This is a genomic window from Chitinophaga sp. 05T412 (assembly GCF_056396465.1).
This window is the reverse complement of sequence record NZ_JBFTLN010000023.1, coordinates 92,540-116,596: the sequence shown is the minus strand read 5'-3', so window position 1 is coordinate 116,596 and position 24,057 is coordinate 92,540. Positions and strand designations below refer to the sequence as shown.

The 24,057-nt window shown below is 49.3% G+C and carries 1 protein-coding gene; it reads right to left on the bottom strand.

The window, feature by feature from the left end; genetic code table 11:
• The coding region (locus tag AC1DFM_RS33300; RefSeq protein WP_477081110.1) for a DUF8202 domain-containing protein at positions 1-24,057 on the bottom strand (24,057 nt) is incomplete at its 3' end.

Below are 24,057 nucleotides of genomic sequence, written 5' to 3'. Positions count from 1 at the left end.
AGCATTACCTGTGCCGGTGAAAGTAAAGCTGGTAGAAGTACCGCCATTCAGCGTCAGGATCACCGTTTCGGTGTTCTCGATCAGCTGATCGTCTATTACATTCACTGGTACGGTTACACTATTCTGGCCGGCAGGAACGGTGATAGTTCGGGTGATGGCCGTGTAATCTGCACCACTGGTGGCTGTACCGCTGATGGTGTAATTAACCGTGATGGCTTCAGAAGAAGCGATACCTGTTGGCAGACTAATTTTAAATCCGCCGTTGGTAGCTGGTTCTGCGGCATCGGTTACCTTACTTACTGTCAGTACGCGGTTAGCCGCCGTGTTTTCATTATCTGTAATATTCACGGTAGCATTACCTGCACCGGTGAACGTAAAGCTGGTAGAAGTACCACCGCTCAGGGTCATGATCACCGTTTCGGTGTTCTCGATCAGCTGATCGTCTATTACAGCTACCGGAACGCTTACGCTGTTCTGACCCGCAGGGATGGTGATGGTGCCGGTGATGGCAGCATAATCGGCGCCCGCAGTAGCGGTACCTGTGATGGTATAATTTACGGTTACATCTTCAGAAGAAGCGATACCAGCAGGCAGGCTTACTTTAAATCCGCCATTGGTAGACGGTTCTGCGCCATCGGCTGTTTTGGTGACGGTGAGCACACGGTTAGCCACTGTATTCTCATCATCTGCAATATCCACAGTAGCATTACCTGTGCCGGTGAAAGTAAAGCTGGTAGAAGTACCGCCATTCAGCGTCAGGATCACCGTTTCGGTGTTCTCGATCAGCTGATCGTCTATTACATTCACTGGTACGGTTACACTATTCTGGCCGGCTGGAATGGTGATAGCTCCTGTGATGGCCGTGTAATCTGCACCACTGGTCGCTGTACCGCTGATGGTATAGTTAACCGTGATGGCTTCAGAAGAAGCGATACCTGTTGGCAGACTAATTTTAAATCCGCCATTGGTACCTGGTTCTGCGGCATCCGTCGTTTTAACTACTGTCAGCACCTTGTTGCCGCCGTCATCGTCAGTGATGTTCACGATGGCATTACCAGTACCTGTGAAGATGAAGCTGGTAGAGGTGCCGCCGTTCAGCGTCATCATCACAGTTTCGGTAGGTTCAATAAGCTTATCATCTATTACCGTTACCGGTACGTTCACGCTATTCTGACCCGCAGGGATGGTGATGCTGCCGGTGATGGCAGCATAGTCAGCACCCGCAGTAGCGGTGCCTGTGATGGTATAATTTACAGTTACATCTTCAGAAGAAGCGATACCTGTTGGCAGACTAATTTTAAATCCGCCATTGGTAGATGGTTCTGCGCCATCTGCTATTTTGGAGACGGTRAGCACACGGTTAGCCGCTGTATTCTCATCATCTGCAATATTCACGGTAGCATTACCTGTGCCGGTGAAAGTAAAGCTGGTAGAAGTACCGCCATTCAGCGTCAGGATCACCGTTTCGGTGTTCTCGATCAGCTGATCGTCTATTACATTCACTGGTACGGTTACACTATTCTGGCCGGCTGGAATGGTGATAGTTCCGGTGATGGCCGTGTAATCTGCACCACTGGTCGCTGTACCGCCGATGGTGTAGTTAACCGTGATGGCTTCAGAAGAAGCGATACCTGTTGGCAGACCAATTTTAAATCCGCCGTTGGTAGCTGGTTCTGCGCCATCAGTTACCTTACTTACTGTCAGTACGCGGTTAGCCGCCGTGTTTTCATTATCTGTAATATTCACGGTAGCATTACCTGCACTGGTGAACGTAAAGCTGGTAGAAGTACCACCGCTCAGGGTCATAATTACCGTTTCTGTGTTCTCGATCAGCTGATCGTCTATCACAGCTACCGGAACGCTTACGCTGTTCTGACCCGCAGGGATGGTGATGGCTCCTGTGATGGCGGTATAATCAATACCACTGGTAGCTGTACCGGTAACTGTATAGTTTACGGTAATAGTTTCGGAAGAAGTGATGCCTGATGGCAGGCTGATTTTAAACGCGCCGTTAGTAGCAGGTTCTGCGGCATCGGCTGTTTTCACGATGCTGAGCGTGCGGTTAGCCGTTGTATTCTCATCATCTGTGATGTTCACCGTAGCTGCACTGCCACCGGTGAAGGTAAAGCTGGTGGAAGTACCTGTTGTGATGGTCATACCCACTGTTTCTGTATTTTCCAGGATCAGGTCATTAATCACCTGTACAGGAACAGTTACGCTGTGCTGACCAGCAGGAATCACCACGGTGCCTGTGAGCGCGGTATAATCTACTCCGCTGGTAGCGGTGCCATTAACGGTATAGATTACTGTAATAGGCTCTGATGAAGCGACAGTACCTGGCAGGCTAATGGTGAACTCTCCATTGGTGCCCGGTTCTGCTGCTTGTTTGGTAGCCGTAACGTTGAGTACACGGTTGGCCGCAACGTCATCGTTGTCAAGTATGTTTACGGTAGCGTTGTTGTTACCAGTGAAGGTAAAGTTCGTAGAAGAACCTCCGTTCAGCGTCATCACTACCGTTTCTGTATTTTCAATCAATTGATCGTCGATGACCGGTACCTGAACGGTAACACTGTTCTGACCTGCCGTGATCAGCGCGGAAGCGCTGAGCGTGGTGTAGTCGATACCTGCGGTGGCGGTGCCACTGATGGCATAATTTACGGTCACATTCTCAGCCGCGGTAATACCAGCAGGCAGACTAATTATAAATGTACCGTTGGTAGATGGTTCGGATGCGTCGGCTCCTTTTACCACGGTGAGTACCCGGTTAGCTGCGGTGTTATCATCATCGGCAATATTTACGGTAGCAGTACCATTGGTAGCGCTGGCGGTGAAGTTGAAGCTGGTGCTCACGCCGTCGGTAAGGGTCATCACCACTGTTTCTGTGGTTTCAATCACCTTGTCATCGATCACCGGCACGGTGACAAATACAGTGTCTTTACCAGCCGGGAAGGTCACGGTGCCACTCAGTGCAGTGTAATCTTGTCCACTGGTAGCGGTGCCGCCAATGGTGTAATTCACGGTGATGTCTTCGGAAGCGGTGATGCCTGCAGGTAAGCTGATCGCAAACCGGCCATTCGTACCTGGTTCTGCGGCGTCTGTTTTTTTAGTGACAGAAAGTACACGGTTTGCCGCGGTGTTGTCATCGTCTGCAATATTTACGGTAGCAATACCGCTGGTCGTACTGGCAGTGAAAGCAAAGCTGGCAGATGTACCGTTGGTCAGCGTCAGGATCACGGTTTCGGTGTTTTCAATGATCTTGTCATCGGTTACCGTTACGGGTACGCTTACACTGTTCTTACCAGCCAGGATGACTGTAGCACCAGTGAGAGTGGCGTAGTCAGTGCCATTCACGGCAGTTCCTGCAATGGTGTAGTTAACGGTGATATCTTCTGCAGCGGTGATGCCAGCAGGCAAACTGATATTGAAGTTACCATTGGTGCCTGGTTCTGCGGCATCAAGCGTCCGGGTGACAAGCAGCACGCGGTTGGCGGCGTTATCATCATCGTCGTTGATATTCACAGTAGCCTTACCATTGGTGGTACTGGCAGTAAAGGCAAAACTGGCAGAAGTACCATTGACCAGCGTCATGATCACCGTTTCAGTGCTTTCTATGATCTGGTCATTGATTACACTAACGGGGACGTCTACACTATTTTTTCCGGCCGGGATGACTACCGTACCACTGAGGGCATTGTAGTCCGTGCCGCTGGTAGCTGTACCCGCGATGGTATAATTTACGGTAATGTCTTCAGATGAAGTTACTCCACCAAGCAAACTGATCGTAAACTTACCGTTTGTAGCCGGTTCTGCTGCGTCGCCTGCATTTTTTACACTCAGTACCCGGTTAGCTGTGGTGTTATCATCATCTGTGATATTCACGGTAGCATTTCCGGTTGTACTGCTTGCCACGAGCGTAAAGCTGGTGGATGTACCTCCTGTGGCCGTCAATACGACGGTTTCTGTATTTTCTATAATCTTATCATCGATAACGCTAACGGTTACGGGCACACTGGGTTGACCAGCCGGGATCACTACAGTGCCGCTGAGCGTTGTGTAATCTGTACCGCTGGTCGCCGTGCCGCCTACAGTATAGCTAACAGTGATGTCTTCTGATGCGGTATACCCTGCCGGTAATCCAACTGTAAACGTTCCATTGGTAGCTGGTTCTGCACCATCTACAGGGTTAGTCACGTTGATCACCAGGTTAGCTGCCACGTTATCATCATCCGCAATATTCACGGTAGCGTTACCGCTGGTAGTGCTGGCAGTGAAGTTAAAGCTGGTGCTTGCGCCGCCAGTGAGGGTCATTACCACGGTTTCGGTGGTTTCGATCACCTTGTCGTCGATCACCGGCACCGTTACGAATACCGTATCCTTACCAGCCGGAATGACTACTGTACCGCTCAATGCAGTGTAATCTTTTCCACTGGTAGCGTTGCCGCCAATGGTATAGTTCACGGTGATGTTTTCGGAGGCGGTAAGGCCAGCAGGCAGGCTGATCGCAAACTTGCCATCAGTAGCCGGTTCTGCGGCGTCGGTCATTTTGGTGACAGACAGTACACGGTTAGCAGCGTTGTTGTCATCATCTGCAATATTCACGGTAGCGCTGCCATTACCTGTTAAAGTGAAGGTAGTGGAGCTTCCCCCGTTGAGTGTCATGATCACGGTTTCTGTGTTCTCTATCAGCTTATCATCTATTACAGCAACTGGTACCACTACCCCGTCTTTACCAGCCAGGATCACTGCTGTACCGGCGAGTGCGGTATAGTCCGTGCCGCTGGTGGCAGTGCCGGTAATGTTATAGTTCACCGTGATATCTTCTGATGCAGTATATCCTGTTGGCAATGTAATATGGAAGGAACCAGGAACAGACGGTTCTGCCGCATCGCCCGCGTTGGCAACGCTCAGCACGAGATTGGCCGCCACATTGTCGTTGTCGGTGATGTTTACAGTGGCATTGCCGCTGCCGGTAAAGGTAAAGCTGCTGGAAGTTCCTCCTGCCAGGGTAGCGATCACGGTTTCGGTAGGCTCTATGATCTTATCATCTGCCACTGTAACGGGAACGTCTATTGTACCTGCTCCTGCAGGGATGACTACTGTTCCTGTCAAGGCGGTGTAGTCGGCACCTGGGGTGGCAGTACCCGCCACAGTATAATTCACGGTAATGGCTTCAGCCGTGGTGATACCGGTAGGCAAACTGATAGTAAATGCACCATTGGTAGATGGTTCTGCAGCATCACTCTTCCGTACTATACTCAATACAAGGTTAGCCGGTGTAAGCGATTCGTCATCAGTGATATTAACAGTGGCTGTACCTTCCGTGCCGCTTGGGACCAACGTGAAGTCGGTACTGCTGCCACCGGTCAGGGCCACCACCACAGTTTCTGTTGGCTCTATAATTTTATCATCCTTCACAATTACTGGCAGGTCCACGCTGTCCTTACCTGCGGGCAGTACGATGCTGCCGCTGAGGGTATTGTAATCATCACCGCTGGTGGCTGTACCAGTTACGGTATAGTTCACGGTAATATCCTGGGAAGCTGTGTAGCCCGCAGGCAACTTAATAGTAAAGGCGCCATTGGTAGATGGTTCTGCACCATCGTTCTTCTTCTTAACGCTCAGCACAAGCGCCGTGGCTGTATTGTCGTTGTCCACGATGTTCACAGTATCGCTGCCATGGATGGTGCTGGCCGTAAAGTTGAAGTGGGTGCTGGCGCCGCTGTTCAGCTGCATGATCACGGTTTCAGTAGTCTCTATGATCTTATCATCGATCACTGTCACTGGCACAATTACTTTGTCGCTGTTAGCTGGGATCACTGCAGTACCACTGAGAGTCGTATAGTCAGTACCGTTAACCGCCGTACCGGTAATGGTGTATTGAACGGTGATGGCTTCCGCTACGGTTACGCCGTTAGGCAGATGAATGCTGAAGCTTCCGTTAGTACCTGGTTCTGCGGCGTCGGCAGTCGTGGTCACCGTCAGTGCCGTATTGGCCGGTATATTATCGTCATCCGCAATGTTCACGGCAGCGTTACCATTGGTGATGCTGGCGGTATATGCCGCACCGCCGGTGCCACCGGTGATGGTCAGGGTCACGTCTTCTGTTGACTCAATGATTTTATCATCTATCACATTAACAGCTACCAGCACATTTGGATCTCCGGCTGGTATCACCACGGTATTGGTCAACGCGGTGTAATCTGCGCCGGCAGTGGCGGTACCACCTACGGTATAGTTCACAGTGATCGGCACAGCTGCGGTATAACCGGCTGGCAGGCTTACCAGGAACTGACCATTGGTGCCTGGTTCTGCGGCGTCGCCATTATTAATAACGCTCAGCACGCGGTTGGCGGCAATGTCATCATCATCCCCGATGTTCACCGTAGCGGTAGCATTGGTGGTGCTGGCAGTGAAGGTATAATCCGGAGAAGCGCCACCTGTAACGGTGAGGATCACCCCTTCAGTACCTTCTATGATTTTGTCGTCCTTCACAGTAACAGGCACGTCTACCCCGTTCTGATTCGCGGGTATTACCACGGTACCGGAAAGGGTGCCGTAGTCTGTTCCGTTGATCGCAGTACCGGCAATGGTATAGTTTACGGTTACCGGCTTAGCTGATGTTATGTTAGCAGGCAGGCTGACAGTGAACGCGCCATCCGTGCCAGGTTCAGCGGCATCTGTTTTTTTCGTAATGCTGATTACCTGGTTAGCCGGTGTATTATCATCATCGGTAATGTTCACTGTTGCAATGCTGTTACCAGTGGCCGGCGTGAAGTTAAAGCTGGCGTTGGTACCACCAGTCAGTGTCATCACGACTGTTTCTGTACCTTCTATGATATCGTCGTTGTTGACAGCTACAGCTACTTTAACATTAGGTTGACCCGCAATGATCTTCGCGGTACCAGTGAGCGCAGTATAGTCAAACCCTGCACCAGGAGTAGCCGTACCACCGACGGTATAAGTTACATCGATGTCTTGCGACGCGGTATAACCAGCAGGCAGACTGATGGTAAACTCACCAGGAGTGCCTGGTTCAGCGCCATCGGCTGTTTTCGTCACCATCAATACGCGGTTAGCGGCAGTACTGTCATCGTCAATGATATTCAGGGTAGCATTGTTACCTGCCGGATCTGCGGTATAAGTGAACGCATTTGCGTCTGTACCACCAGTCAGGTTCAGTATAGCCTTTTCTGTAGGTTCTATAATCTTGTCATCACTAACGATCAACGGTATGGTAAAGCTGTTGGTATTAGCCGGCAGCGTAACGGTGTTGATGGTATAGTCGGTGTTGCGGGTAGCGTCACCAGTCATGTTGTAATTGAACGTGATATCGGCTGCAGAAGTATAACCTGCAGGCAGACTGATAGTATAAGCGCCATTGGTGCCTGGTTCAGCAGCATCGTCTTTTTTCACCACTTTCAGTACCTGGTTCACCGCAGTAGCATCGTCGTCTGCAATGTTAACGGTGACGTTGCTGTTGGCCGGGTCTGGCGGGAAGATATAAGAGTTGGTTCCGTCACTGGCACTACCCGACAGGAGCGTGATGGTCATCGTTTCGGTTGGCTCAATGATCTTATCATCCAGCACTTTCACGGGTACTGATATAGCATTGGTACTACCCGGAATAGTGATAGTTCCCAGCGCCTCATAGTCTTCACCCGAAGTAGCCGTACCGGAAATACGATATCCAATTGTAACAGGCCATGCGGAAGTTGCCGAACCTGCCAACTTCACAGTAAAGGTGCCATTGGTACCTGGTTCTGAGGCATTGGTACCTGCAACTACCTGTATCGGCGTGCTGGCAGCCGCGTTAACATCTATGATGTTCACCACCGCACCGTTGCCGGATGGATCTATGGTGAATGGTAAACCAGCAGAATTAGCGGTCAAAAGATTCATTACTACTGTTTCCGGTCCTTCAACGATACCGTCGTCAATAGCGGCAACATCGATGAACACGTCATTGGAGCCCGCCGGAATGGTGAAAGAAGTACTGGAAGGTACGGTTGGTAAAGTATAGTCAATTGGCGTGATAGCCGGACTGTGAGCGGTTCCTGTGAGATTGTAAGTGATCACCACGTCGTGCTGAGCGGTAATACCTGGTGGCAGGGAAACCCTGTAACGACCGTTGGTACTGCCTTCTATAGCGTCCGACACTTTAGTGAGTAATACTACATTAYTGTTAGTGTTGTAATCATCATCTGCGATATCCACGGTAGCGGAACCACCACCAGCAGCTATCGTATAGGTGAATTTCGTATCGCTGCCACCGGTGATCGTCATGTCCACGGTTTCAGTTGGCTCAATGATCTTATCGTTGATCACATTCACAGGAACGATTACACTGTTTTGACCAGCAGGGATGGTAACAGTACCAAGCGCCTGGTAGTCAATATTGGAGGTAGCTGTACCACCGATGTTGTAAGTCACAGTAATATCCCTTGCAGAAGTAATATTCGCAGGCAGGCTCACTTTGAAGCTACCAGCAGTGGATGGTTCTGCACCATCGGCGTTTTTGGTTACTGTCAGTACCTGGTTGGCGGCAATATTGTCGTCATCATCCAGGGTCACCTGGGCGTTGCCATTGGTGCTGCTCACGGTATAAGTGAAGCTGCCGCTGGTACCACCGCCGAGCGCGAGGTCCACGGTTTCCTGTCCTTCGATGATCTGATCGTCGATCACATCCACGGGAACGTCTACACTATTCTGACTGGCCGGGATGGTGGCCGTACCTGTCAGCGCCGTGTAATCTTTACCACCGGTAGCGGTGCCGGCGATGGTATAAGTAACGGTGATATCTTCTGATGGGAAGACGTTGGCTGGCAGACTGATTTTAAACTTACCGTTGGTGCCTGGTTCTGCGGCGTTGCCATTGTTGGTAACACTCAGCACACGACTGGCTGCGGAGTTTTCATCATCTGCAATATTAACGGTAGCGGTAGCATTGGTTGGACTGGCAGTATAAGTCAGACCTGCACCGGTACCGCCGGTAATCGTCATCACCACTGTTTCGGTATTCTCTATTAACTGGTCGTCCTTCACTAATACCGGTACCGATACAGTCGGTTGGTTGGCCGGTAAAGTCACTGTGCCGGTGAGCGCGATATAATCGGCGCCACTGGTGGCTGTACCAGCTATTGTATAGTTGACGGTGATTGGCGCTGCAGCGGTATAACCGGCAGGCAGGCCAATGGTAAAGGCGCCATTGGTAGATGGTTCTGCGGCATCACCGCTGTTGATCACGCTCAATACCTGATTGGCGGCAACGTTATCATTGTCGGTGATATTAGCAGTGGCACTGCCGTTGGTAGCGTCGGCAGTGAAACTAAAGCTTGTGCTGGTGCCGCCGGTAAGCGTGAGCACCACAGTTTCTGTACCTTCTATGATCTTATCGTCTTTTACATCTACCGGTATAACTACGCTGTTTTGTTTTGCTGGTAATACAATGCTGCCTGTCAGTGTCGTATAATCATCTCCGTTAGTACCAGTACCACTGATAGTGTAGTTCACCGTTACCGGTTCTGATGAAGACACAATTCCAGGCAGACTTACCTTAAAGCTACCGTTGCTGGCAGGTTCTGCAAGGTCTGATTGTTTCACGATGCTGAGCACGCGGTTGGCGGCAGTATTGTCGTCATCGGCAATGTTCATTGTTTCCTGACCATTGGTGGGGCTAGGCGTGAAAGTGAGCACGCCGTCAGTACCACCAGTAAGCGTTACGGTCACTGTTTCTGTATTCTCAATGAAATCATCATTGATCACATTCACAGGCAGTGTGGTGCCATTTGAACCTCCCGGAATAGTAACGGTGCCGCTTAGGGCAGCATAATCTGAGCCACTGGTAGCGGTACCGCTCACGGTATAATTTACCGTAATAGGTTGAGGAACCGTGATACCTGCCGGCAGGTTAATTTTGAATGTATTGTTTGTTCCCGGTTCTGCTGCATCGCCTGTTTTGGTGATGCTCAGCACGCGGTTGGCAGCGTTATCATCGTTATCGATAATGTTGCCGGTTGCGCTGCCTTCCACCGCATCAGGCGTGAAAATGAAATTAGCGGAAGCTCCATCGGTGATGGTGATTATTACGGTTTCTGTACCTTCTATAATCTGATCATCTACCACATTCGCCACTATTGCTGTTCCGGTGCCACCAGCTGGAATAACAGCCGTTCCGCTGAAATGCGCCGGGTTAATACCATTGTAATCAACACCTAAAGTAGCAGTACCCCCTATGGTATAATGTATGGTTACTGGTTCTGAATAGGTAATACCCGGAGCAGGAAGGAAATTGAATCTCAATGAGGCGCCGCCTTCTGCGCCATCGCGGACCAGCTGTACCCTTACCACACGGTTGGCTGGCGTGTCATCATCGTCTGCGATGTTTACCGTAGCAGTTTTGGCTGCTGCAGATGCGGTATAGGCAGCAATACCATCAGTACCACCAGTGAGGGTCATCACAACTGTTTCTGTTACTTCGATGATTTTATCATCGTTCACGGTCACTGGTATGGTTACAAAAGGTTGACCTGCAGCTATAGTAGCAGTACCGTTTAATGCAACATAATCGGCGGTGCTGGTAGCCGTTCCGCCTATTGTATAATTCACAGTAATAGGCGCGGAAGAAGTGATACCAACCGGCAGACTGATTTTAAATTCTCCTGGTGCAGCCGGTTCTGCGCCATTGCCGTTATTAACAACGCTCAGCACACGATTAGCAGCAGTATTATCGTCATCTGCAATATTAGCCGTAGCGGTACCATTAGTGGTGCTCACGGTATAACTGAAGGTGGCAGAGGTGCCGCCGGTAAGCGTCAACGTTACGGTTTCTGTACTTTCTATTACCTGGTCATTGATCACAGCAACGGGCAGGGTAATGGAGTTTTGCCCTGCAGGAATAGTCGCAGTACCCGTTAATGTAGTATAGTCAACACCGTTAGTTGCCGTTCCGCCAATAGTATAATTCACGGTGATGTCCTCAGAAGGTGCAACGGTTCCAGGCAGACTGATATTAAAGGTAGCGTTGGTAGCTGGTTCAGCTCCATCAGCTGTTTTGGTAATACTCAGCACCCGATTGGCGGGAGTGTTATCATCATCCAGGATATTCACGGTGGCATTACCGTTGGTAGTGCTGGCCGTAAAGGCAAAGCTGGTGCTCGTGCCGCCGGAGAGTGTCATGATTACCGTTTCGGTATTTTCCATCAGCTGGTCATCAATCACGGTCACTGGTACGGTTACACTGTTCTGGCCTGCTGGTATGATTGCTGTATTGATGATGGTGGTATAGTCGGTGCCATTAATCGCCGTACCACCAATGGTGTAAGTCACGGTAATAGGCTCGGCAGCCACGATGTCGTCGGCTGTAGTAGCTCCTTTCGGCAAACTGATTTTGAATCTGCTGTTAGTACCTGGTTCAGATGCGTCTCCTCCGTCGTTCGTCACGCTGAGCACGCGGTTGGCAGCTGTATTATCATCATCTGCGATGTTGACAGTAGCACTGCCATCGGTGCCGCTGATAGTGAAAGCAAAGCTGGTGCTGGTACCGCCAGTCACCGTTGCAATGACAGTTTCCGTATTTTCAATGATCTTGTCATCGACAACGGTGATGGGTAAAGGAATGCTGTTCTGTCCAGCAGGCAGCACGACAGATGTTCCCAGGGCGGTATAGTCTGCGCCACTGGTAGCGGTACCGGAGGATGTATAGGCTATGGTAATATCTTCGGAAGAAGTGATATTGGCAGGGAGACCAATAGTGAATTCCCCGTTTGTGGATGGCTCTGCCGCATCCGTTTTCTTCTTGATACTAATCACGCGGTTAGCCGCTATATTGTCATCATCTGCAATGTTAACAGTGGCGTTACCATTGGTGGTGCTGGCAGTATAGTTAAAGTTAGCGCTGCTGCCACCGGTAAGCGTTATCACTACCGTTTCTGTATTTTCAATCACCTGGTCATCCATCACATTCACAGGTACCACTACACTGTCTTTACCGGCCGGTATAGTTACTGTGCCTGTAAGCGCAGCGTAATCAAACCCACTTTTGGCTGTACCACTTACGGTATAGTTGACGGTGATGTCTTCGGTAGGTATTACACCTGCTGGTAAATGGATGGTGAACTCACCATTGGTAGATGGTTCAGCAGCGTCGGTCTTTTTAGTTACACTCAGCACAAGATTGGCCGGTGTATTTTCATCGTCAATAATATTTACGGTAGCACTCACAGCACCGGCAGCTGGTGTCAGCGTAAAGTTCGTAGAGCTGCCACCGGTTACGGTTACTATAACTGTTTCAGGTTTTTCCAGCAACTGATCATCCAATACCAGTACCGGCATTGTTACGCCTGGCTGGCCTGCAGGAATCACGATCGACCCGCTCAGCGCCACATAATCTGCACCTGGGGTGGCGGTGCCTCCAATGGCGTAGTTAACGGTGATGTCTTCAGATGAAGTAACACCTGCCGGCAAGCTGATATTGAAGGCGCCGTTGATATTGGGTTCTTTAGCATCCTTGCTCCAGGTAACACCAACCGTAGTTTTAACAGGATCGTTGCTGTCGTTATCTTCAATATTCAACGTAGCCGTTGATTGTGTGCTGCTGATATTATAAGCACTGCCGCTGAGTGTGCCGAAGGCGCTATTCAACGTAACAGTTACATTTTCCGTTGTTTCCAGGATATTATCGTCAGTTACTATTACAGGCAAAGGAATGCTATTACTTCCTGCAGGGAAAGTCACGGTACCATTAAGCGTCGTATAGTCGGTTCCGTTAGTTGCGGTACCGGTTACAGTATAACTCACCGTAATTTCTTCCGCAGCATTAACGGTTCCGGGCAAACTGATTTTAAATGCACCATCCTGCGTTCCTTCCTTACCGTCCTGTCCTTTAGTAATAGCGAGCGTTTGGTTCACTGTTGTTACACCACCAAAAGTGGAAAAATTCTGTATGCCGTTAAATTCAACGTAGTCCACGCCGTCCTGTTGTCCTGTTGCGGAAGCTGTCAGTTCATTGATATTAGCCAGACCTTCCGGCGCCAGATCATTGAGGGTAGTGGCAATATCACCCGTATGTTTGAACCATGTCCAACGTTGGGTGCCAGCTACGCCACGTGCCGAAAGGGCATTTTCTGCATTGGTCTTTTCAGCAGGGTTCCAGAACAACCGCACCTTCACGCCTCCATTTTGTGTCAGGGCGCCACCGGTATAGTTGATCTGTACCAGCCTGCGCATCAATTGTGTTCCATAGTCAGGGCCATTATTTTTGCCCAATGCGGTAGTCATATCCCTGTTCACATCTACCAGTGCAGACAGCTTGGAAAGATCCATGGTATTGCCGTTGAGTGCAATAGAAGCAATATATTTCTTCGCATCCGTAGGATCATAGAAATACAGGGTATCGTTACTGATACAAGTAGCGGTAACTGTTCTCACGGTAGCATCCGGTACCAGGTTAGCGGTACGTTGCAGGTGACTGGTAACGAGTGTAAACACTACGCCATCTTTCAGCCCACTCACATTTTCAAAGCTCACGATGTTGCCGGCAAAGCTGGTAGCAGGTATTTCAGTAATGGTACCGGTAGCAAAGTTACCGTCGCCATCTTCATCTACCATTATGCTAAAATCTCCTGTAGCAGTACCTGTAGTGGTAATACCATTCAGGTCGAACTGCATACTGAGTGGCTGTGTGCTGATATCGTAGTTAGTGAACTGTGTTTTCCATTCCTGTGTAAGACGCTCTGGAATACAGCTGCCCAGCGGCAGGTCTGTTCCGCCAACGGTGAGGGCGTTAGAGTTGCTGCCCAACAGGATATAGCTTTTATCTGTAGGGAAAGTATTGGCGTTGTCTGCATTGGTGGCGGCGATCGTGCGCATGCCGACAGTCAGGATAGCACCTGTGTGGATACTGCGGGACTGTTTCTGTACCAGGCCTTCACGGTCATCGCGACCAATACCGAAAATGTTATTTTTATAAGTATTGTTGGCGGTAGCATTCCAGATCACGGAACCATCTGTTGCGAGATAGTTCTGTGCCGTGCTCTGGTCGAGCGTAACACCATATTTTACACCGAGGTATGATTCTACCTGTTGTGCCTCAGTTGTGCTCAGGGCAGATTTGTATACGATTACTTCAGGGATTTTACCGTTGAAGATGCGGTTATCAACAGTGCTTTGATCGGTAGTACGTCCGGCTATTTCAAAGAAACTACCGTCTGTCTGCGTTCCAAGGATACCGCCTATCGGGCCTTGCTTACCATTCAGCCAGGTGCTTCCACCCTGCGTATTATTCGCACTGATATAGATACCCCTGGCGATGATAGGTCCGGCATAGAGCGGTGTGATTTGAGCCGCCGTACCTCCGTTGCCATCCAGGCCAAAGTTACCTCCGTTTGTATAAATCAACCCTCTGCCGGAGGCACCGGTTGTTGTCCAGTTACCGTTAGAGGCGAAGACACCTGCAATGTTACCTGCAGGAAGGCCTTCCGGCTTAGTTACAGAGAAGATAGATAAGTTGGTAGATGTATTCCAATTAACGCCGGCATCTCCCTTCAGAGATTTGCCTGTGGCGCCCGTGAAATCAACGGCCGGGTTGAAGTTGATACCATTTGGTACCTGAACAATGTCTGCTGAAGCAGTAACAGGATCTGTATGGGCAACCGGTGCTGCACGCAGTTCTGTAGCCATAGCGCCAGCCTGGTTCAGCCATTGCTGTACCTGGTTGCTTCCATCCACCTGCACATCCGCATCTGCTTTTACCCACAACATTTCATTAGCCACACCACCTGGTGCTGTTACGTAGCTGGCGAAAGTGAAGTATTGTCCATTAGTCAGGTCCAGGTTAGCCGTATAGCTGGCCACGCCATTCACATCTGTGGCAGACAGCTGTATAAACTGGTCGGTACCATCAAAAGTAGCATCATTACTCACTACCAGATAAGGTGTGGTAGCAATTTTCGGCAGCTGATCTTTGCGCACAGCAATGTTCACCGTGCCTACGGCACCGGATTCCTGTACTTTCCACACCCTCGCCATGCGGGTAGTTACCGCCGGATTGCCAGTGAGCGCAGTGGTAAAAGTGGAGCTGGCGCCGTCGTCGCCCCACACCAGGTATGATTTATCTGCAGAGAAAGTATTGGTATTGCCAAGGTTATCAGCCGCAATACCGCCGAGGCCCACTATGGGCTGCAAGCCGGTACTAATGTTCTGGCTTTGCTTCTGCGCAAGGCCTTCTACATCATCGCGCCCGATACCAGTGATGTTATTTTTATAAGTAGCATTAGCGGTGGCATCCCATACTTTGGTGGTGCCATCAGTAGCGAGATAATCTATTGGGGTGGTTTGATCTATTGAATAACCGTACTTGATAGCCAGATAKGTGGATACACGTTGCTGCTCTGTAGGGGTTAACGCGGTCGGATATACGATAATATCTCCCATGGTACCAATCCATGCCTGCGCACGATCCCAGGGCCATGCACCTATTCCCGCATCCACGTTACCGGTGTTCCATGCCTTAGCGGCAGATCCCAGCGATTTCATTTTGCTGTACAGCGTGGCTGTGCCGCCATTACCAGCCCATACACCTACCATTTCATTAAACACTCCCGGTTGCCAGTTGCCAGCAGGGCTTGTCACGTCATTAGCCCATCCTACGAAATCGGCGGTCCCATTGCCACCTACAAGCGCCAGACCAGTACCCTGGTTAGTAACGCCTGCACCATAAGCGAGAATAAACTTATTGCCTGCACCGGTGGTAGCTGCACTACCAGTGCCGAAGAAAGTTCTCGCAGCAGTTCCTGCAGGCAGCTTAGCGATGTCCAGGCCCATAAAATCTGTACCATCAAATTTCACCACCGGGTTAAAGTTGGCATTATTTGTTGCATTGCTCATATACAGCGGTTGATTCACTGCTGTAGCTTGCGTAGCGTTATTCAGGTCTGAAGCGTAATCAGTCCAGCCATTGATGGCCGTACCATCAGCACTGCTGGAAGTACCTGCATCTGCGCGCAGCCAGAGGGAAGTACCCACTACTCCACCCGGCGTTTTGATAGATGCGCCATAGGTAAAATATTGGCCACTGGTCAGATTGACGTTGGCGACGTAGTGTTTCACACCGTTGAGCGTCATGGATGTTACGGGGATGAACTGATCGCTTCCGTCAAAAGTAGCATCATTGCTGACGATGAGGTAGGTCTGTGCAGCATTGGGCAATACATTGAAAGGTACGGCTACCTGTACAGTGCCTACCGTACCGGTTTTTTGTGCACGCCATACCCTTGCCATGCGGTAGTTGGCTACGGGGTGACCAGTCAGCGGCGTTTTAAAGAGACTGCTGTTGCCATTATCGCCCCATACCATGTATGATTTATCTGCAGTAAATGTATTTGTATTGCTAAGATTTGTTTCAGTAAGATTATTCAGACCAATTGCCAGTTGCATGCCGCCGGTTGTATTGCGGGATTGTTTCTGGTTCAGGTCTTCTGCGTCATCACGGCCAATACCAGTGATGTTATTTCTATAGCCGTTGTTGACGGTAGCATCCCATACGGTGTTGCCATCGGTAGCCAGGTAGTTGGTAGCGCCGTTATTAAGCGAAATACCGTACTTGATGGCCATGTAGCTGTTCACCTTCTGCTGTTCAACCAGCGTAAGCGGACTGGTATATATAATCAGGTCGCCTATGCGGCCATTGTAAGAGCTGGCGTTTGACCAGCCCAGTTGGAATGCGCTGTTGTTACCAGTGAAAATACTGGCATTATTGCCATTGGCTACATTCAATCCATTCTTGTAAATGGATTGCTTGTTAGCAGGCAGAGTAATATTGTCAGTCGTTGTCCAGAGCACAACGGAATCATTGATGTTGCCTGCGCTGTAACTCAGACGGTTGCTGACATAAGGAGCATCCCAGTACACCGCATTATCTCCCCAGGTGGCGTGTAATGTAAACTGTGTACCGGTTCCGGCAGGTTCGGTAAAGACAACAGTGTTAATATTAGTTGCCTGGCTGCCTGCATAGAATGCGGCAGCCGCATTGTAGGTACCATTTTTCAGGAAAGAGCCACCTGTCATGGCGTGAGGCGGACCGCTAAACCTTACTACAGGGTTAAAGTTCAGATTGACTGCTGCATTATCCCTGTACACAGGCTGGTTAGCCGGTGTAGCCTGACTCACATTATTCCCATTAGGACTGTAATCGTTCCAGCTGCTGATCAACGAACTATCGGCTGTAGCAGAAGTAGCGATATCCGCACGTAACCATAGCAGGTTAGTGCTGGCTACACCACCCGGATATTTCACCGGCGCACCGAAAGTGAAGTATACACCATCGGGCAGCTGGCTGCTGCTAAGAGTGATGGTCTTATCTGCATTCAACGGCAGCTCCTTGTTAATCGTCGCAAAAGTAGGATCTGTGCTAATCAGCATATATACCTTGGTGCCGGTTGCATTGGCTTTCAAAGTAATATTCTGATCCGTCCAATTGGTTTTACCAACCTTCCAAATGCGGGGCAGGCGGCGGGTTGCGTTGGTTCCGCTTACGACTGTATTATAAGTAGTTGCAGACTGTCCATTATCTCCAAATACAAAGAAAGATTTATCGTTCGTTATAGTATTGGCATTCTGCTCGTTTGTCAGCGGAATATTGCCACCCAGAGAGAGCGTCACAAAACCGGTATCCACGCTGAGTGATTGTTTTGTATTCAGCGCAGTAGCATCATCTCTGCCGATACCGGTAATACGGGATTTATAAATGGCATCAGCGGTCCAGTATTTAGACCCGTCAGTAGCCAGATAATCGGTAGTACCACCGTTGAGTGTCATACCATATTTAATACCAAGATAAGATTCCACAGACTGACGTTCCGCATCTGACAACACGCGGTTATAGGCGATCACTTCTCCCATTTTTCCATTCCAGTAAAGTCCCCTGGCAGCAATAGTGCGGGAGCCTATGGAAATAAAATTGGCAGTGAGCGGCGTTAAATTAATAGCCCCCTGGTTGTCGAGCTTGTAGTTTTGAAATACGCGTACTCCATTCGGCGTATTATTCGATTGGCTAGCGCTAAAAATGTAAGGTTTATCAGATTGGAAAGCGTTATTACCCGTTACAGCTACTACTGATGCAGCATTCTCCAGGTACTGTAGTTTTCCTGAGACAATCCTGAATTCCATCCCATGAGAAGATCCTACGGTTCCACTACCAATAAGATCACCCGCATAATCGTACACGGTACTGCTACCTACCGCAAAAACGGTCGTGGTAGCCGGATCTATGCGTGTGGTAGTAATATCAAGATAGTCGTTTGTGCCATCGAATACCAGTCCATAATTGAAATTAAGCGCCTTTGCATCAGTGATAGCCTGATAGGCCACGGTATCCTGTACCGCGTCATTGCCTTTATTACTATAGTCTGTCCAGTTGCTACCACCGGAAATACCGTCATCTGCACGCAACCAGAAGGATACACCATTGGTGACCCCATTCGGACCGGTAACGCTTTTTGCAAAAGTAAAATAAGCACCATCGGCCAACTGGCTACTGTTAAGTGTAATAGTGCCATCGGCGTTTAGCACATAAGCGGCGTCGCCGGAACCGAAGGTATTGTCAGTACTAACCAACAAATAAGTCCGTGCGTTACCACCAGTAAGTTTGATAGTAATATTCTGATCTGCCCAGTTATTTTTCTGTGTTTTGAAAACACGGGCCATACGGCTATTGACTTTACTGATACCGGTAACCGGTGTCTGGTAAGTCGTTGCACCTGCATCATCTCCGAAAGTGAAGAAAGAAAGATCATTAGTAATAGTGGTGGCATTGGCTTTGTTGGAAACCGCCACTGCAGCTCCAGCTGCGATAGTCACAATGCCGGTATCTGCAGCTACAGATTGTTTCTGCAACAGCATACCTTTATCGTCACGGCCAATACCGGTAATATGTTTGGCATAAGCGCCACCGGTAGCCGCCTTCCACATAGTGGTGGTACCATCGCTGGCGAGATAATCCATTGAGGCGTCTATCCCTAATGTGAGGCCATAGCGCAACGCCATATAAGACTGTACCTGCTGACGTTCGAGATTGGTCAGCTTGCGGGAGTATAAAATAACTTCCGGGATATCTCCATTAAAGGGGGCGTTATGCCCTGCGCCGATATAATCTTTATTACCAGCTGGCGACACGAAGTTTACTGCATTGGTATTGGCAGTCAGTAAAACTTTACCATCAATACCTGTAGCCCAGTCGTTGGTGACACTCCAGATATTGAGCAGGTGAGCATTACGGACATTTACACTGGCCGGATATGCGAAGTTACGGCGTGCGGTACCGGAGCCAAAGTAGGTATATTGATTGTTATCACTCCATGTATATACAGATTGAGCGCTGGCATAAGTGCCGCCAAATTCGAAAGGATAGCAGGTGACAGCCGTAGTGTTAGTACCGTTGTATGTTTGTACGGAGAATACTTCACCAGCAGTAAATGTATTCGCCATCTCTGGTTGTTGTACGAAATAATTGCCACCAGGGTTCGTACCGACGAATCCGATACCAGGGTTAAAGTTGATGGATGTTTCCTTCCAGGGGAGCGTTCCTGCAAGCGCAAGCGTCCATGTACGGCGGGCAACGCTCAACTCTTTCCATTGCGAGACATTGTTGCCGCCCACTACCCCACTATCTGCCCTGGCCCATACTTCCAGCCCTGCTGCCACACCAGCCGGAGCGGCCTGCGTATTAGCAAAAGTGAAATAAGCGCCGTCAGGTAACTGATCACTGTCCAGTGTTACCGCTCCATTTGCATCGAGTACATATGATTTATCTCCTGCACCAAAGGTATCGTCATTGCTCACTAACAGGTAGGTGGTATTGTCTCCCCCGGTAAGTGATAAGGTAACAGGGCTTTTAACCCAGTTAGTGCGGTCTGTTTTATAGATACGCGCCATGCGTACGTTGAGATTACCCAGGCCAGTAACGGCCAGGCTATACGTAGCCGGTTGGCCATTGTCACTGAAAGTAAAGTAAGAAAGGTTGTTGGCGATATCGATAGTATTTTCTGCATTGGAGGTCGCCAGGCTGCTTCCTATGCCAATGGTCACATTGGCGCCATCGAGTTGCGAACGGCTTTGCTTTTGCAACAAGGTACCATTATCATCTCTACCGATACCTGTGATGCGTTCACCATAACCAGTGTTTTTAGTGACCGTCCACATCCGGGTAGTGCCATTGCTGGAGATATAATCAACAGGAGCACCAGCGGCAGTTTTCAATGTAAGCGCATATTTCAACGCGAGGTAACTATTCACCTGCGCACGTTCTGTAGCGTTTAACTGCCTGTTGTAGAAGATCACTTCTGAAATACGACCATTGAAGATGGAGTTTTGACCTGCGCCGATGGCGTTGTTTAGCGATCCTCCTCTCGTGAAGTTAACAGGAAAACTGGTGCTGCTCCCCATTGTTTTGCCATCAAAATTCAATGACCAGCTACCAGGAGCGCTCCAGTTATTTAATAAATGTGGTTGCTGTATATTAATACCAGGCAATCCGTAACCAGGTCGTGTGGTGGTACCAAAGTGCGTATAGTGGCTTCCGTTATACACATAGAACGGTGTACCACCTGCTACTGTCGGGTCACCACCAAATTCAAACGGGAAACTCACCGCGGTAGAAGTACCCGGCAGGTTAGATAACTGTACAGAAAATATTTCACCGGCAGTATAACCTTCCGTGAATTTCGGCACCGTGAAATAGTTATTTCCCGTGAAGCTGATTGCCGGGTTATAGTTAATGGTATTCTTTTCCCAGCCTATGGGCGGGTTGGACGCAAAAACCGGCCATTCGCGTTGTACGGCCTGATCCTGCCACTTGAGGATGTTGCCATCAGCCACCGATGTACCGGCATCCGCTTTTACCCAGGTCTGCAAATTAGTAGCTACCCCACCCGGATATCGTTGCTGCTGTCCGAATGTAAAGTAAACTCCGTTGGCCAGGTCTGCACCGGAGAGTGTAACCGTTCCCGTGCTGTTCAGTTTCAACTCTTTGGTAACGGTACCAAAAGTGGCGTCCGTGCTGATGAGCAGGTAATTGTTCCCTGCCCCGCCTGCGAGCTGCAACGTTATCTGCTGACTATTATCCCAGGAAGCTGTTTTCTGTATGCGCCACACGCGGCCCATACGCTGATTAGCGTTGGTGCTGGTAACTGCCGTAAAATAACCGGTGTTTCCTGCATTATCACCAAAGGTAAAGAAGGCTTTGTCTTGCGTGAAGGAATTGCTATTAGCAGCATTGGAAGCGGCGATTGCATTTCCCAACGCGATGGTCACCATACCGCTATCCTGGCTCAGGGATTGTTTCTGGCTCAGCATACTGCAATCCTCACGACCTATACCGGTGATACGTGCACCATAACCTGAGTTGGCAGCAGCTGTCCATATTTGTACCGTACCATCGCTGTTAATATAATCTGTTGCGCCGGAATTCAGCGTGATGCCGTATTTCAGCGCCATATAAGATTCTATGCGCTGTATTTCGGCAGGTGTAAGATCACGGTTGTAGATGAATACTTCCGGGATAAATACTTTTGAATATTCAGAATAAGCGGCGCCCCCTACATCTAATGTCCATACAGTACCATCGGAAGTAGGACCATTTTTCACCAATGTGCCATTACTCTTAAAATCATAAGCGCCGCTGGCTCCTCTTTCAAAAGAATAGAGTTTACCTTTGGCGGTGATTGCATTACCGGTATTCAACCACCCTTCCACAAATAACCGATTTTCGAAACCGGCATGCCACCCCATTAATTTATTACTGCTAGAGCTGGTAAACACACGACCTGTTTGGGAACCTTCCAATACGCCCATTCCCATAATGGAATAAGCACCAGATACAGCTGCCGAAGCGGGTACCAGGTGCGCATCATTACCATCATAATAAATAGCCGGGTTGAAGTTGACCATACCGGTGGTATTGTCCGGATCGCCGACCACCGTCATGTGATTGGCATTGCCGGAAATATCTCCCCAATTCACACCATTCACAGCCTGATCTGCCCGGTACCAGGCTACTACGCCATTGCTCACGCAGGCAGGCCCTTTCGCTGCCATCGGGATGCCGTTGCTAAATTCCGAGGTACCACAGGTATTAGCGGGAATACGCAGCGTGGCTGTCCAGAAACCGAGTCCGGTAGCACCGGGACCAGCATTATAGGTAATTGTTTGTGTAGAAGTTCCTGCAGATAATCCTGTTAAAGTAGTAACATAATATTGCCCGCTCGTTTTGTTTGTTGCGGGATCATTAGCATAAATGTCTACCGTGTATTGTGCACCTGCTGTTATAGCAGGTATCGTCAACTGCAACTGGTACTGACCTCCGCCCAGCGCGGATGAAGACACCAGTACCGGTGTTTTGCCGCCGGCATTGGTATAGCTGCAGTTACCCCCTTGCAGGGAAATGCCAGCAGCGGTATTATTATAAATAGCGTTTTGGGAGATGAGTACATTGGTGGGTGCTACGTTAAAAACGCCCGCACCACCGTTGTCATGTATCACGCAACCGCTAACCTTCGCATCTGTAACATTGGCCGCGCCGTAAAACCAAATAGCGTGGTTGGCATTGTTCACCAGTGTGTCGCCCTTAATATCCACATCTGTAGCACCGGCAGCACCACTCACCACAATGCCCGAACGGGTCTGGTTATAAAACGCCGAATTAACAATGTCTACATTAGTTCTGGCAGCGTTGCTATAAAATTCAATACCATCCTCGTTCCTCGTGAAGGTAGCGTTACTTAGCTGGAAATTGGTGGTGGCTCCAGCCGCATAGATACCATCCACATCAAATTCATTAAAGGAAACATTATCGATCGTCACACCCGTAGCAGCGGCATAAAAGGCAATCCCCACATCTGCATCATCTGTATTGGCGGGCTTATCTCCATTCAACACAGTATTCGTACAGTTAAAACCGTTAATGGTACTTTCAAACCTGATGCAGGCATTTCCTCCATAGAGTCCGGGTATCCGGTTTTCTACTACTGTTTTATTGATGGTAACATTGCTCGCAGCACCATTAAACCAGATGGCGTGAATATCATTCTCATTAATATTAATGGTATCGAGTGTAATGTTGCCGGCAGTATTATCGAAACGGATGGCATAGTCCCCATCGTCATCCTGTCCGATCACGTTCATATCTATCGTAGTACGCTTAATATTAAAATTAGTAGCCGGGTAGTCACAATAGACTCCCAACGAAACCCCGCTCCATAAGCTATCAATGGTTACATTCCTGAACAACACATTATTAGCTGTTTCTACTGGACCGGTTGTATTATCAAACATCACTGCGTTCTGGAATCCGCTGATATTACTATTGGTCAGTGTTAACCCATTCACGCCCGCATCCCGGAAAACGATGCCCTCTCCTCCACGTGTATTGCTGGCTGTGCTAAGCTGGATATTATCCATTACCAGGTTAGTTTGTGTACCACCGGTAAAATAAAAAGCCCGCCCAATGTGTGGGGGGAGGTTTGAAGCACCGGCTGGCTCAACATCAGTAGAAGAAATGTTTCTTATCGTCAGTCCTGTAGAGGCCCCTTGCACCCTCATAAATGAATTCAGGTTATTTCCCACGGTGCTGAAAGAACGTATATTCTCCACCGTTATCCCCGATGTATTGGGAAAGATGTCCACATCAATGTCCCCATTGTTCTGCACAGCAAAATTCCGGATAGTCACGCTGTCCGCATTAATCACAAAAGGATTGATGACGGGATTGGCACCAGTAGCATACAGTATGATCCTGTTCAGCCCATCAATCGTCAGCTTTTTGACGGTAATGGTTGGCAGAGAGGTAGCCAGCGTAATTTGTCCGTGCACATTGAACACGATATCATGCGGACCAGCACCTGCGGCATTGGCATTGAGGATAGCCTGTCTGAATGAACCAGGCCCCGCATCATTCGTATTAGTGACCGGGAAAGTGGTAGCAGTGGCTGCAACACTGAGCAGCACGCCCAACATGGCCAGTAAAAATCGCTTGCAACACTTGCTGAAAAACCTTACATCGGGATTCAT